Raw genomic sequence first — 14,038 nt, forward strand, 5'->3', positions numbered from 1 at the left:
CCCGGGCTGGGGGGTCAGGCCTCGCCGTGGCGCGCCGTGCGGCGCTGGACCAGTACGGCGGCGACGATGATCGCGCCCTTGGCGATCTGCTGGACGTCGCTCTGCAGGTTGTTGAGGGCGAAGATGTTCGTGATGGTGGTGAAGATCAGAACACCGAGGACGGAGCCGACGATCGTGCCGCGGCCACCGCTGAGCAGGGTGCCGCCGATGATCGCCGCCGCGATGGCGTCGAGCTCGTAGAGGTTTCCGTTCGTGTTCTGGCCGGAGCCGGAGAGCACGATCAGCATGAAGGCCGCGATACCGCAGCAGAGCCCGGAGAACAGGTAGAGGTACAGCCGCTGCCTGCGGACGTCGATACCGGCGAGCCGGGTCGCCTCCGCGTTGCCGCCGACCGCGACCGTGCGGCGGCCGAAGGTCGTACGGTTCAGCAGCAGCCAGCCGACGACCGTCACCACCGCGAAGATGATGACCAGCGGCGGGATTCCGAGGATGTAGGAGTCCCGGGCGCCGAGGTCGAGCACCGACTTGAGGGTGACGATCTGGGTGTTGCCGTCGGTGATCTGGAGGGCCAGACCACGGGCGGACGCCATGATCGCGAGCGTCGCGATGAACGGCGCCATACCGCCGTACGCGATCAGTACACCGTTGACCAGACCACAGGCCAGACCGACGATGATCGCCGTGAACAGGATGCCGGCGAAGCCGTACTCCTGGGTCGCCACGGTCGTCGCCCAGACCGAGGCCAGCGCCACGATCGCGCCGACGGAGAGGTCGATGCCGCCGCTGGTGATCACGAACGTCATACCGACGGTGACGACACCGATGATCGACGCCTGGGTGAGGACCAGTTGGAGGTTGCTGGTGTCCAGGAACTGTTCGGGCTTGGTGATACCGCCGACGACTATCAGGGCGGCGAGCACGCCGAGCAGCGAGAGCGTACGGAAATCGAGACGCAGTCCGAGCGCCGGCCGGCCGCCGGAACCTCCCGGGGTCTTTCCGGCGGACTTGGTCAGCGGCACGGCTGCGGCGTCGGCGGCGGGTGCGGCCTCGGGCCCCCCCTGCTGCGCCTCGGGGGCAGGCTGTTTCATGGCGTCGGGCTCCCTTCCATCACAAGGTCGAGTACACGGTGCTCGTCCAGCTCCTGGGCGCGTGACGTATGGACGACACGGCCCTCCCGGAGCACCAGCACCCGGTCGGCGAGGCCAAGGACCTCGGGGACCTCGCTGGAGACGAGAAGTACGGCGAGGCCTTCGTCGGCCAGGCGGCGGATCACGGCGTAGAGCTCGGCGCGCGCGCCGACGTCCACACCGCGGGTGGGTTCGTCGAGAAGCAGCACCCGGCAGCCGCGCAGCAGCCAGCGGGCCAGGACCGCCTTCTGCTGATTGCCGCCGGACAGGGTGCGGATGACCGCGTCGGGGTTGTCGGGGCGCAGGGAGAGTTCTTGGGTGGCGGCCCTGGCCGCCTTGCGCTCGTCGGCGTGGTCGAGCCAGCCGCCGCGCGAGAACCGGGACAGCGAGGACACCGACACATTGCGGGTGACCGACTCGATGAGCAGCAGGGCCTGGGCCTTGCGCTCCTCGGGGGCGAGGCCGAGTCCGGCGCGTACGGCGGCGCGGACGCTGCCGGGCTTCAGCTCCTTGCCGTCGACCAGCACACGGCCGGCCGTGGGCTTGCGGGCGCCGAAGATGGTCTCCAGGATCTCGGAGCGTCCCGAGCCGACGAGTCCCGCGAGTCCGACGATCTCGCCGGGGCGCAGTTCGAGGTCGACCGGTTCGAACTCCCCTTCCCTGGTGAGTCCTTCGGTCCGCAGCACCGGCTCGCCCCCGGGGGCGTCGGCCACGGCGGGGCGGTCGGGGAAGACGTACGCGACCTTGCGGCCGGTCATCAGGGAGACGACGTCGCTGGTCGGGGTCTCCTTCGCGGGCAGACCCACGGCGACGGTGCGGCCGTCCTTGATGACGGTCACCCGGTCACCGATCCGGCGGATCTCCTCCAGGCGGTGGGAGATGTAGATGACCGCGACACCGTCGGCGGTGAGCGTGTCGACGATCCGGAAGAGGTTGTCGACCTCGTCCGGGTCGAGCGCGGCCGACGGCTCGTCCATCACGATGAGGCGTACGTCGTGGGAGAGCGCGCGCGCCATGGAGACGATCTGCTGGTGTGCGGCGGAGAGGTCGCCGACCATCCGGCCGGCGGGGATCTCCGGGTGGCCGAGCCGCGCGAGCAGCGCGGTGGCGGCTGCCCTGGCCTCGCCGCCCTTGACGATGAAGCCGGCGGAGGTCGGCTCATGGCCGAGGAAGATGTTCTCGGCGACCGACAGGCCCTCGACCAGGTCGAGTTCCTGGTAGATGGTCGCGATGCCGAGCTTCATCGCCGCGATGGGTGACTTGAGCTGGACCTCTTCGCCGCGCCAGGTGATGACGCCGTCGTCGGGCTGGTGCGCGCCGGCGAGCACCTTGATGAGTGTGGACTTGCCGGCCCCGTTCTGGCCGAGCAGACAGTGGACTTCGCCTGCCTGGACCTCCAGGTCCACGCCGTCCAGGGCGCGGACGCCCGGGAACAGCTTGGTGATGCCGGACATGGTGAGCAGGTGGCCTTCGGGTGGTGCTGGTGCCATGGCGTATCCCCTCGGCGGATGCGGCCGGTGAGCGGGCTTGCGGGCGTGCGGAACAGGGCGGGGCGGTGCGAGGCGCGCGTGGGTGGTGCGGGGTGTGGACGGCGCGGCTCGTACGGGTGGTGCGGCTCGTACGGGTGGTGCGAGGTGCGGTGGAACGGGTGGTGCGGCTCGTACGGATGGTGCGGGTGGCGTCGTGAGTCGAGTGGCGCCGTGACCGGTGGTGCTTTTGTTGCGTCTTTTGCTGTTATTTCGGTGGTGCGGGTGAAGCGTGTGCCGTACGGCCCGACGTCGGAACGCCGATGTCAGGCCGGGGAGAAGAGATGGTCGCTGATCAGGCGGGCCGCCCCGGTGACCCCGGCGGTCGGCCCCAACTCCCCGAGCACGATGGGGAGGTTGCCGGTGGCCAGGGGCAGCGACTGACGGTAGACCTGGGTGCGGACGCTGGCCAGCAGGGTGTGGCCGAGGCCGGTCACCCCGCCGCCGATCACGACGAGGCCCGGGTTGAAGAAGCTGACGAGTCCGGCGATGACCTGGCCGACCCGGTTGCCGCCCTCCCGGATGAGGTAGAGGGCGGTGGGGTCGCCGGCCGCGGCGGCCACGGCCACATCGGCGGCGGTGAGCCGGCCGGAGGCTTCGAGGCGCGCGGCGAGTTCGGCGGAACGGCCCGTACGGGCGGCGTCCTCGGCGTCCCTGGCGAGCGCGGCACCGCTGAAGTGGGCTTCCAGACAGCCCCTGTTGCCGCAGACGCAGGCGCGTCCGTCGGGCTCGACCCGGATATGGCCGATGTCGCCCGCGCTGCCGGTCGTACCCCGGTAGACCTCGCCGCCGACCACGATGCCGCAGCCGATGCCGGTACCGATCTTGACGCAGAGGAAGTCGCCCACCGAGCGTGCGACGCCCGCGTGCTGCTCGCCCATCGCCATCAGGTTCACGTCGTTGTCGACCATGACGGGGCAGCCGAGGTCCTGGCTGAGCGCCTCACGTACGGGGAAACCGTCCCAGCCGGGCATGATGGGCGGCGCGACCGGCACACCCTCGGGGAAGCGGACCGGTCCGGGAACGCCGATGCCGGCGCCGTCGTAACCGTCGGCGAGCCCGGAGGCCTTGAGCTTGGCGGCCATCGCGAGCACCTGCTCGAAGACGGCGACCGGGCCCTCGCGGACGTCCATGGGGTGGTTGACGTGTCCGAGCACTTCGAGTTCGGCGTTGGTGACGGCGACGTCGATGGACGTGGCGCCGATGTCGACGCCGAGGAAGCGCAGCGCGGGCGCGAGGCGGATGTTGTGGGAACGGCGTCCGCCGCGCGACGCGGCGAGTCCGTCGGCGACGACGAGTCCCGTGTCCAGCAGCCGGTCGACCTCCACGGCGAGCTTGGAGCGGGACAGGTCGACCTGATCGCCGAGCTGGGCGCGGGAGTTGGGCCCACCGTCACGCAAGAGCCGGAGCAGTCGCGCCTGATGAGCGTTCGCGGGTCGTGCGGTCATACGTCTCACGCGCCCCTCCCCGCCTCTCGGCTGTGTGATGCGTCGCTACGTCGGTTTCGTTTCGACGGGCTTTCGAGGGGAACGTAGCAGCGCTTTCCCCGAGTGGGAAGAAGTTGAGCAGGAATCGCTCCTAACTTTCTCCACAGTCAGGACAAAGGCGTTTCGAGGTGTCCGCCGTGATATCTGTCACCGGGCAGACGAAAGGCGCCCCCGTAACCCGCCGGAGGCGCCCTGTTATTCATTCGCACATGTGCGAATCGGTCAGACCTGGGTGTCCCCGCGGTGGTGGTAGGTGGTACGCGTCTGCTCCGTGTGGGCGCGCATGACCTCCGTCGCGGCCCGCTCGTCGCGCGCGGAGATCGCCGCGATCAGGGCCCGGTGCTCGATCCAGGACTGCTTGCCGCGCTGCCGCGCCACGGGCGTGTAGTACCACCGCACCCGGCGGTCCACCTGGGCCGCGAGCTCCGCCAGGACGACGTTGCCCGCCAGCTCCATCACCTTCGCGTGGAAAGCCGCGTTCGTCGCGACGGTGAGGTCCACGTCGTCGTCGGCCACCGACTGCTCGCCCTTGGCGCAGAGCGCCTCGAGGGCGGCGATGCCGGCCGAGCCCGAATTCGCGGCCGCAAGCCTCGCCGCCTCGGCCTCCAGGAGCGTACGGACCGAGAGCAGCTGGTCCGCCTCGGCCTCGGTCGGCTCGTGGACGAACGCGCCCTGGGCGGGCCGGAGATCGACCCATCCCTCGGTGTTCAGCCGCTGGAGCGCCTCGCGTACGGGCTGCCGGGAGACCCCGAGATGACCGGCGAGTTCGCTCTCCACCAGATGCTGTCCGGGCCGCAGCTGGCGCACGGTGATGAGCTCGAGCAGGGCTTCGTAGACGCGCTCGCGCAAAGGGCCGGGCCGTTCGAGCTTGGGCACTGAGCCCTGCGGCAGTCCTGCGGACAACATGCGGTCCCCCTCCTGGCTGATCTACGGCAAAGATCTCGGCAACGGACAGCAACGATTGGCTATCGTCTACAGTCTACCGAGAACCGTAGCGCTCAGGGGCAGCGGATGACCTGCCCGGCGTAAGAGAGATTTCCGCCAAACCCGAAGAGGAGCGCCGGAGCGCCGGATTCCACCTCGCCGCGCTCCACGAGTTTCGAGAGCGCCATCGGGATCGAAGCGGCCGAGGTGTTGCCCGAGTTCACGACGTCGCGGGCGATGACCGCGTTGACCGCGCCGATCTTCTGGGCGACGGGTTCGATGATCCGCAGATTGGCCTGGTGCAGCACGACGGCGGCCAGATCCTCGGGGGCGACACCCGCGCGGTCGCACACCTTGCGGGCGATCGGCGGCAGTTGGGTGGTGGCCCAGCGGTAGACGGACTGGCCCTCCTGGGCGAACCGGGGCGGGGTGCCCTCGATCCGTACGGCGTTGCCCATCTCGGGAACCGAGCCCCACAGCACCGGACCGATGCCCGGCTCCTCGCCCGGCCGGACCGCCTCGACGACCGCCGCGCCCGCGCCGTCACCGAGCAGGACGCAGGTGGAGCGGTCGGTCCAGTCGGCGATGTCGGCCATCTTGTCCGCGCCGATGACCAGCGCCCGGGTCGCGGCCCCCGCCCGTACGGCGTGGTCGGCGGTGGCCAGCGCGTGGGTGAAACCGGCGCACACCACATTGAGGTCCATCACCGCGGGCGAGCCCATGGCCAGCCGGGCGGCGACACGGGCGGCCATGTTCGGCGAGCGGTCGATCGCCGTGGAGGTGGCGACCAGGACGAGGTCGATGTCGGTCGGCATGAGGCCCGCCGCGGCGAGCGCCTTCGCGGCGGCGTGCGCCGCGAGCTCGTCCACCGGCTCGTCGGGCCCCGCCACATGCCGCGTCTCGATGCCGACGCGGCTCCTGATCCACTCATCGCTGGTGTCGACCATGGCCGCCAGGTCGTGGTTGGTGAGCACCTGGGCGGGCTGGTAGTGCCCGAGCGCGGCGATACGAGTGCCGGTCATGCCCGGGACCTCCTTTTCGGTCGACGTCAGGAGATTCCCAGTCTCGTCAGAGACTCACGAGTACGGGGGCAGCCGACCCAACAGGATTCTTTGCCTCCTCTTGGAGACTCCGGATCATCACCCGCCGTCCGGCGGCGTGTCGTCCGGGCCGGGCCGGAGACCGGACCGGCCCGGACGGCACACCCTGGGTCACCCGGTGAACAGCTGGGTGGCCTTGCGGACCAGTTCGTACAGACCGTACGCGAGTGGGACACCCACCCAGAGCCAGGCGAGGACGATCAGCGTGGTGCGGCGGGACTCAGGCACTGCGCTCCCGCTCTCCGGTGCTGTGCTCATCGGCGGCCTCCTTCGGTTCTCGCGGCTCGGTGCCGGTGGTGGTCTCCGGCCGGTGGTGGCGCGGATGTACGGGGCGGACCAGCTCGTTCGCGACGAAACCGACGACGAGCAGCCCGATCATGATGGTCAGCGAGAGCCCGTACAGTCCGGGCCCGCTCTTGCCGGCCTCCTCCTGGCTGTCGGCCACCCGGTTGACGATGAGCGGTCCGAGGACACCCGCCGCCGACCAGGCGGTGAGCAGCCGTCCGTGGATCGCGCCCACCTGGTAGGTGCCGAACAGGTCCTTGAGGTACGCGGGGACGGTGGCGAAGCCGCCTCCGTAGAAGGAGAGGATGACCAGCGCGCAGATGATGAAGAGCGGCTTGGAGGAGTCGCCGAACTGGGCGATCAGCAGATACATCAGCGCGCCGACGCCCAGATAGACGCGGTAGGTGTTCTTCCGTCCGATCACGTCGGACGTGGACGACCAGCCGATGCGCCCGGCCATGTTGGCCGCCGACAGCAGGGCGACGAAACCGGCCGCGGCCGAGACGGAGACCGGCGTGTCGGTGTCGGCGAAGAAGTCCGTGATCATCGGCGCGGCCTTCTCCAGGATGCCGATGCCCGCGGTGACGTTCATACAGAGGACCACCCACAGCAGCCAGAACTGGGGTGTGCGGACGGCGGAGTTGGCGGAGACCTGGGCAGTGGTGATCAGCGCCGACGCGGGGGCGGGAGCCGCCTTCGGCGCCGCGTCCGGGCGCGGTACGCGGATGAGCAGGACGCCGAGCGTCATGAAGACGGCGTAGACCAGACCGTGTACGAGGAAGGCCTTGGCGATGCCGTCGCTGGTGGAGCCGAACGACTCCAGCATCTGCGCGGACCACGGCGAGGCGATGAGCGCGCCGCCGCCGAAGCCCATGATCGCGATGCCGGTCGCCATCCCCGGCCGGTCGGGGAACCACTTGATCAGCGTGGAGACGGGCGAGATGTAGCCGATGCCGAGTCCGATGCCGCCGACGAAGCCGTAGCCGAGGACGATCAGCCAGAACTGCTCGGTCGCGGCGCCGAGCGCGGACAGCAGGAAGCCCGAGGAGAAGCAGATGAGGGCGACGGTCATCGCCCAGCGCGGGCCGTTGCGTTCGACGAGGGTGCCGCCGAAGGCGGCGGAGAGGCCGAGCATCACGATGCCCAGCTGGAAGGGGAGGGCGCTCTGGGTCCCTGACAGATCGAGAGCGGATTCCAGCGGCGGCTTGAACACGCTCCAGGCGTAGGCCTGACCGATCGAGAGGTGCACCGAGAGCGCGGCGGGGGGTACCAGCCAGCGGCTCCAGCCGACCGGGGCGAGTGGTGGGGTCATGGTCGCGAACTCTAGGAACCGTTCCCACCGTTTGGGAAGATCTTTTACCTGTTCCAGGTCGACCGTATGCCGACGACAGAACTCTTGTCGGCAGTTATTCCATACTGTAGACAATATATCGTCGGCAACATGTGTCTCTTCGCTGATTCCCGCGCTTCTCTCAACACCCTCAAAGCGAACGGAGAGCCCCACGGTGAAAGTCGCAGTCGTCGGCGCCGGTGCGATCGGCGCCTATGTCGGAGCCGCGCTGGATCGCGCAGGCGCCGAAGTCCATCTCATCGCCCGTGGACCGCACCTGGCGGCCATGAGGCAGCACGGAGTACGGGTGTTCAGCCCGCGCGGCGACTGGGCCGCGCAGGTGCACGCCACCGATGACCCGGCCGACATCGGGCCGGTCGACCATGTGTTCCTGGGCCTCAAGGCGAATTCGTACGCGGCGTGCGGGCCGCTCATCGCGCCTCTGCTCCAGGACCACACGTCGGTCATCGCCGCGCAGAACGGTATTCCCTGGTGGTACTTCCACCAGCACGGCGGCCCGCACGACGGCCGCCGTATCGAGAGCGTCGACCCCGGCGGCTCGGTCAGCGCGGTCCTGCCGCCGGAGCGCGCCATCGGCTGTGTGGTCTACGCGGCGACGGAGCTGGAAGGGCCCGGAGTCGTACGGCACCTGGAGGGCACCCGGTTCTCCATCGGGGAGCCGGACCGGTCGCTCTCGCCGCGCACCAAGGAGTTCAGTGAGGCCATGCGGGCGGGCGGGCTCAAATGCCCGGTCGAGGCCGAACTCCGCGACGAGATCTGGATCAAACTCCTCGGCAACATCTCCTTCAACCCGATCAGCGCGCTGACCCGCGCCACGATGCGGGAGATGTGCCTGCACCGCAGCACACGCGAGGTCATCGAGCTGATGATGACCGAGACGCTCAGGGTCGCCGAGGCACTCGGCTGCCACCCCGACATCTCCGTCGAACGCCGGCTGGCCGGCGCGGAACGGGTCGGGGACCACCGGACCTCCACGCTCCAGGACCTGGAGAAGGGGAAGCCGATGGAGCTGGACGTGCTGCTCGCGGCGGTCGTCGAACTCGCCGCGATGTGCGACGTGGAGGTGCCGACGCTCCGCACGGTCGACGCCATCTCGGACCTGCTGGCGCGGGGCGTGGCCGCCTAGCCCCGGCCACGGGTCCACCGCCCGGGGGCGCCTGCCGTCCGAGTGCCGGACAGGCCCCGCCTGTCCGGCACTCGGGAGCGGGACCGCTCCCACACAAAACCCGTACGCAAGACTTCCGCTTCACCACGGCCATCGGGATACTGTATGCAATGGCGCGGCCACAGGCCATGAACTCATGAGGGAGCGCAGCGTGAAAAGCAGCGCAAGAAGGCGGGATCGCACGCCGAAGACCTACGCCAGGCTCGAACACCCGCTGGTACGGGACGAGAAGGGCGGCCCGTTCAGGCGGGCGACCTGGGACGAAGCACTGGACCGGGCAGCCGCCGGGCTGGGCGCCGCGCGCGGCGCGTTCGGCATGTTCTCGTGCGCCCGGGCCACGAACGAGATGAACTACGTCGCGCAGAAGTTCGCGCGCGTGGTGATGGGCACCAACAACGTCGACTCCTGCAACCGCACGTGTCACGCGCCGAGCGTCGCCGGCCTCTCCGCGGCCTTCGGCTCCGGCGGCGGCACCTCCTCCTACGAGGAGGTCGAGCACACGGACCTGATCGTGATGTGGGGCTCCAACGCCCGCTTCGCGCACCCGATCTTCTTCCAGCACGTACTCAAGGGCATCAGGAACGGCGCCCGGATGTACGCCGTCGACCCCCGCCGCACCTCCACGGCCGAGTGGGCCGAGAGCTGGATGGGGCTCAACGTCGGCACGGACATCCCGCTGGCGCACGCCGTGGGCCGCGAGATCATCCACGCGGGCCTGTACAACAAGGCCTTCGTCGAGCAGGCCACCACCGGCTTCGAGGAGTACGCGGCCGAGGTCGAGCCGTGGACGCTCGGCGTCGCCGAGAAGGTGACGGGCGTACCCGCCGCGGCGATCCGCGACCTCGCCCACGCCTACGCCCGCGCCGAGCGGGCCCAGCTCTGCTGGACCCTCGGCATCACCGAGCACCACAACGGCACCGACAACGTCCGGGCGCTGATCAACCTCTCGCTGCTCACCGGGCACGTCGGCCGGTACGGCTCCGGGGTCCAGCCCCTGCGCGGGCAGAACAACGTGCAGGGCGGCGGCGACATGGGGGCCATCCCCAACCGGCTGCCGGGCTTCCAGGACATCCTCGAACCGGAGATCCGGCAGAAGTTCGAGACCGCCTGGGACACCGTGATCCAGCCCCACTACGGCCTCAATCTGACCGACATGTTCGAAGCGATGGAGACCGGCGACCTCAAGGCCGTCTACTGCATCGGCGAGAACCCCGCCCAGTCCGAGGCCGACAGCGAGCAGGCCATGGACCGGCTGAAGGCGCTCGACTTCCTGGTGGTGCAGGACATCTTCCTCACCAAGACGGCCGAGCTGGCGGACGTGATCCTGCCCGCCACGGCCGCGTGGTGCGAGACCGAGGGCACCACCACCAACAGCGAGCGCCGGGTCCAGCGCGTCCGCAAGGCGATCGAACCGCCGGGCGAGGCACGCGAGGACATCGACATCATCTGCGACCTGGCCGGCCGGCTCGGGCACCCGTGGAAGTTCGCGGACTCCGAGACCGTCTGGAACGAGCTGCGCGAGCTGTCGCCCGACCACTACGGGATGACGTACGACCGGCTGGTCGAGCACCACGGCATCCAGTGGCCGTGCCCCGACACCGAGAAGCTCGAACCCACCTATCTGCACAGCAGGTTGTGGGACTCGGACCCGGCCAAGCGCGGCAGGCTCGCCCCGTTCGGCATCGTCAAGCACGACCCGCCGGTGGATCTGACGGACGAGCAGTACCCGATCAGGCTCACCACCGGGCGCCGGCTCGACTCGTACAACACCGGTGTGCAGAGCGGGAGTTTCGCCTCCCCGATGCGCCGAGGCGAGTATCTGGAACTGTGCCCGGAGGACGCGGAGGCATACGGCGTCCACGTCGGCGAGGAGGTCCGGATCTCCTCACGGCGCGGCACGGTGCAGGCACCGGTGTGGATCGACCCGGGGCTCCGTCCCGGGCTGGCTTTCATGACCATGCATTTCCCGGACGAGGTGGACACCAACCAGCTGACGATCGAGGCGAACTGCCCGATCGCCGGCACCGCCGAGTTCAAGGCGTCGGCCATCCGGATCGAGAAGTTGCCCGCGAGCGTGACAGAGATGTCCGCGACAGCAGCGAGGAGCTGAGACTCAGTGGACCTGCACTTCGGTGACAGCAAACCGACGGACGAGGAGCGGGCGGCGGTCGACTCGCTGCTCGGCCCCGCGACGTCGGCGTGGGAAGGCGCGGAAGACCGGTCGGACACGGATCTGCGCTGGGCCCGCGGTGGTCGCGAGGCACGCGAACGGCGCGACCTGCTGTTGCCGGGGTTGCACGCCGTCAACGACCGCGTGGGCTGGATCAGCGAAGGCGCCCTCGCCTACCTCTGCCGACGGCTCACCGTGCCGCCGGCGGAGGCGTACGGCGTGGCCACGTTCTACGCGATGTTCGCGGTCAAGCCCCGCCCCGCCAAGGTGCTGCACGTCTGCACCGACCTGGCGTGCGCGGGCAACGGCTCCGCAAAGCTCTGCGCGGACCTGGAGGAGCGGATAGGCGCGGCGGGCTCGGCGGCCGACGGTGTCGTCTGGCAGCCGAGCCCGTGTCTGGGCCTGTGCGAACGGGCCCCGGCGGCACTGGTGTTGCAGGCGGGCACCCCGCCCGACACCGTGCCCGCGCAGCGGGACCCCCGGCTCAGGACCGTCGGCGCCTCGGCGCCGGCGGGCCGCCCGGACGAGCCGGGCGACGGGGCCGACGGCGGCGGCGCCGACGTCACCCCCATCCGGGCCGACCTCGCCCCGAACGGGGCGGTGGTCACACCCCTGCGGGCGCACACCAACGGATCGTCCGCCGAACCCGCCCCACGGCGGCAGGCGTTCGCCGTCATCGGTCCCGCCACGGTCGACTCGCTGATCGAGGCCGCGACGGCACCGGAGGACGCCCCCGAGGAGCCCTCCGCCGCCCTGGCCGTACCGCAGGCCGGGCAGGAGGGGCTGATGCTGCTCCAGCGGATCGGCGTCGTCGACCCGTACAGCATCGACGACTACCGGGCGCACGGCGGCTACCACGCCCTGCGGACCGCGTTCGACATCGGCCCCGCCGGAGTGATCCGCGAGGTCACCGACTCCGGCCTGCTCGGGCGGGGCGGCGCGGCCTTCCCCACCGGACGCAAGTGGCAGGCCACCGCGTCACAGCCCGCCCGGCCGCACTACCTCGTCTGCAACGCCGACGAGTCGGAGCCCGGCACCTTCAAGGACCGGGTGATCATGGAGGGCGACCCGTTCGCCCTCATCGAAGCCATGACCATCGCCGGATACGCCACCGGCGCCCATGTCGGCTACCTCTATCTGCGCGGCGAGTACCCGCGCGCCCTGCACCGCCTGGAGAACGCGATCACCCAGGCGCGTCTGCGCGGATTCCTCGGTGACGACGTACTCGGCCAGGGCTACGCCTTCGACATCGAGATCCGCCGGGGCGCCGGCGCCTACATCTGCGGCGAGGAGACCGCCCTCTTCAACTCCATCGAGGGCTTCCGCGGCGAACCGCGCTCCAAGCCCCCGTTCCCGGTGGAGAAGGGGCTGTTCGGCAAGCCGACGGCCGCCAACAACGTCGAGACACTCATCAACGTGCTGCCCATCCTGACCATGGGGGCCGAGGCGTACGCGGCGATCGGCACCGGCAACTCCACCGGCCCCAAGCTCTTCTGCGTCTCGGGCAGCGTCGAACGGCCCGGCATCTACGAACTGCCCTTCGGCGCCACCCTCGGTGACCTCCTCGACCTCGCCGGCACGCCCACCGAGATCAAGGCGATCCTGCTCGGCGGCGCGGCCGGCGGATTCGTCCGGCCCGACGAGCGGGACATCCCGCTCACCTTCGAGGGAACCAGGGCCGCCGGCACCACCCTCGGCTCCGGCGTGATCCTCGTCATGGACGACACCGTCGGCCTGCCCCGGACACTGCTGCGCATCGCCGAGTTCTTCCGCGACGAATCCTGCGGCCAGTGCGTGCCCTGCCGGGTCGGCACCGTCCGCCAGGAAGAAGCGCTGCACCGCATCAAGGACCGTACGGGCGCCGAGGCGTCCGACGACGTCGCGCTGCTGCGCGAGGTCGGTCAGACCATGCGCGACGCCTCCATCTGCGGTCTCGGACAGACCGCGTGGAATGCCGTCGAGTCCGCCATCGACCGTCTGGGGGCTTTCAAGTGACCGTCATACCTCTTCAACTGCCGCGCCGACTGCTTGAGTTCACACTCGACGGCGAACCCACCCGGGTCCCCGAGGGCTCCACGATCCTGGACGCCTGCCGGGCCGCCGGCAAGGACATCCCGACGCTCTGCGAAGGCGACACGCTCACACCCAAGAACGCGTGCCGTGTCTGCGTCGTCGAGGTCGAGGGCGCCCGTACACTCGCCCCCGCCTGCTCACGCCGGGCGGAGGCGGGCATGGAGGTCAAGACCGACTCCGAGCGCGCCAGGACCAGCCGCAAGGTCGTCCTGGAACTGCTCGCCTCGTCCACCGACCTCTCCACGACACCGCGCGCCGCCGAATGGATCAAGGAGTACGAGGCGAAGCCCGACCGGTTCGGGCCCGACGCCGCCCGGGTCAACGAGACGCCGAAGATCGACAACGATCTCTACGTCCGCGACCTCGACAAATGCATCCTCTGCTACAAGTGTGTGGACGCCTGCGGCGAGCAGTGGCAGAACACCTTCGCCATCTCCGTCGCCGGCCGCGGCTTCGACGCCCGTATCTCCACCGAACACGCCGTGGCGCTCCCCGAGTCGGCGTGCGTCTACTGCGGCAACTGCATCGAGGTCTGCCCCACCGGCGCCCTCAGCTTCAAATCCGAATTCGACATGCGCGAGGCCGGGACCTGGAACGAGGAGGCGCAGACCGAAACCACGACCATCTGCGCGTACTGCGGCGTGGGCTGCAACCTCACCCTGCACGTACAGGACAATGAGATCGTCAAGGTCACCTCGCCGCACGACAACCCGGTGACCCACGGCAACCTCTGCATCAAGGGCCGGTTCGGCTACCAGCACGCGCAGCAGCACTGAAAAGGGCCCGGCCCCACCGCCGGAGCGCGACCGAGCGAGCAACGGGAAGGATCA

The 14,038-nt window shown here is 69.9% G+C and carries 11 protein-coding genes; 5 read left to right on the forward strand and 6 right to left on the reverse strand.

The genetic code is table 11. The annotated features are described in order from the left end of the window. Positions 1 to 14: 14 nt before the first annotated feature. Together ACFWU9_RS11420 and ACFWU9_RS11425 are read right to left on the reverse strand one after the other, a co-directional pair. Entirely contained in the window at positions 15 to 1,088 is a 1,074-nt protein-coding gene (locus ACFWU9_RS11420; RefSeq protein ID WP_384316668.1) for an ABC transporter permease, read from the reverse strand. Further along, positions 1,085 to 2,617 (reverse strand): sugar ABC transporter ATP-binding protein, encoded by a 1,533-nt coding sequence (locus ACFWU9_RS11425; RefSeq protein WP_384316669.1) that lies wholly within the window; start codon positions 2,615 to 2,617, stop codon positions 1,085 to 1,087. The genes ACFWU9_RS11420 and ACFWU9_RS11425 overlap by 4 nt, the downstream gene beginning before the upstream one ends. 65 nt (positions 2,618 to 2,682) lie before the next feature. Here ACFWU9_RS11425 and ACFWU9_RS11430 point away from each other — a divergent pair, with 65 nt between their 5' ends. Then, the gene (locus ACFWU9_RS11430) at positions 2,683 to 2,814 is read left to right on the forward strand and encodes a hypothetical protein (protein WP_384316671.1); all 132 of its coding nucleotides are present in this window, start codon (positions 2,683 to 2,685) and stop codon (positions 2,812 to 2,814) included. Positions 2,815 to 2,919: 105 nt separating this feature from the next. On the opposite strand, the gene ACFWU9_RS11435 is transcribed toward ACFWU9_RS11430, so the two are convergent. From ACFWU9_RS11435 to ACFWU9_RS11450, 4 genes are all read right to left on the reverse strand, one after another. Then, positions 2,920 to 4,101: an ROK family protein gene (locus ACFWU9_RS11435; RefSeq protein ID WP_384316673.1), complete on the reverse strand. Its 1,182-nt coding sequence runs from the start codon at positions 4,099 to 4,101 to the stop codon at positions 2,920 to 2,922. Positions 4,102 to 4,362: 261 nt separating this feature from the next. Further along, positions 4,363 to 5,046 carry a GntR family transcriptional regulator gene (locus ACFWU9_RS11440; RefSeq protein ID WP_384316674.1) on the reverse strand — a complete coding sequence of 228 codons (684 nt, stop codon included), beginning with the start codon at positions 5,044 to 5,046 and terminating at the stop codon, positions 4,363 to 4,365. 92 nt (positions 5,047 to 5,138) lie between these two features. Then, the gene (locus ACFWU9_RS11445) at positions 5,139 to 6,086 is read right to left on the reverse strand and encodes a beta-ketoacyl-ACP synthase III (RefSeq protein WP_384316676.1); all 948 of its coding nucleotides are present in this window, start codon (positions 6,084 to 6,086) and stop codon (positions 5,139 to 5,141) included. A gap of 298 nt (positions 6,087 to 6,384) precedes the next feature. Further along, positions 6,385 to 7,761 carry an OFA family MFS transporter gene (locus ACFWU9_RS11450; protein ID WP_384316678.1) on the reverse strand — a complete coding sequence of 459 codons (1,377 nt, stop codon included), beginning with the start codon at positions 7,759 to 7,761 and terminating at the stop codon, positions 6,385 to 6,387. Between the two features lie 193 nt (positions 7,762 to 7,954). Between ACFWU9_RS11450 and ACFWU9_RS11455 the strand changes: the two genes are divergently transcribed. The 4 genes from ACFWU9_RS11455 to ACFWU9_RS11470 all read left to right on the forward strand — a co-directional run bounded on the left by ACFWU9_RS11455 (position 7,955) and on the right by ACFWU9_RS11470 (position 13,984). After that, positions 7,955 to 8,926, forward strand: coding sequence for a 2-dehydropantoate 2-reductase (locus tag ACFWU9_RS11455; protein ID WP_384316680.1), 972 nt, complete (start codon positions 7,955 to 7,957; stop codon positions 8,924 to 8,926). Positions 8,927 to 9,116: 190 nt separating this feature from the next. Continuing rightward, on the forward strand, positions 9,117 to 11,075 hold the full coding sequence (locus tag ACFWU9_RS11460) for a molybdopterin oxidoreductase family protein (protein WP_384316682.1): 1,959 nt from the start codon (positions 9,117 to 9,119) through the stop codon (positions 11,073 to 11,075). Between the two features lie 6 nt (positions 11,076 to 11,081). After that, entirely contained in the window at positions 11,082 to 13,130 is a 2,049-nt protein-coding gene (locus ACFWU9_RS11465) for an NAD(P)H-dependent oxidoreductase subunit E (protein ID WP_384316684.1), read from the forward strand. Beyond that, entirely contained in the window at positions 13,127 to 13,984 is an 858-nt protein-coding gene (locus ACFWU9_RS11470; protein WP_384316686.1) for a 2Fe-2S iron-sulfur cluster-binding protein, read from the forward strand. Before ACFWU9_RS11465 ends, ACFWU9_RS11470 begins: the two co-directional genes overlap by 4 nt. Positions 13,985 to 14,038 lie beyond the last annotated feature (54 nt).

This window comes from Streptomyces sp. NPDC058653, assembly GCF_042716895.1.
GTDB lineage: Bacteria > Actinomycetota > Actinomycetes > Streptomycetales > Streptomycetaceae > Streptomyces.

Excerpts from the sequence above, each read along its gene's own strand:
- ACFWU9_RS11425 (WP_384316669.1), bottom strand. The coding sequence starts at position 2,617 with ATGGCACCAGCACCACCCGAAGGCCACCTGCTCACCATGTCCGGCATC.
- ACFWU9_RS11450 (WP_384316678.1), bottom strand. The coding sequence starts at position 7,761 with ATGACCCCACCACTCGCCCCGGTCGGCTGGAGCCGCTGGCTGGTACCC.
- ACFWU9_RS11435 (WP_384316673.1), bottom strand. The coding sequence starts at position 4,101 with ATGACCGCACGACCCGCGAACGCTCATCAGGCGCGACTGCTCCGGCTC.
- ACFWU9_RS11420 (WP_384316668.1), bottom strand. The coding sequence starts at position 1,088 with ATGAAACAGCCTGCCCCCGAGGCGCAGCAGGGGGGGCCCGAGGCCGCA.
- ACFWU9_RS11445 (WP_384316676.1), bottom strand. The coding sequence starts at position 6,086 with ATGACCGGCACTCGTATCGCCGCGCTCGGGCACTACCAGCCCGCCCAG.
- ACFWU9_RS11440 (WP_384316674.1), bottom strand. The coding sequence starts at position 5,046 with ATGTTGTCCGCAGGACTGCCGCAGGGCTCAGTGCCCAAGCTCGAACGG.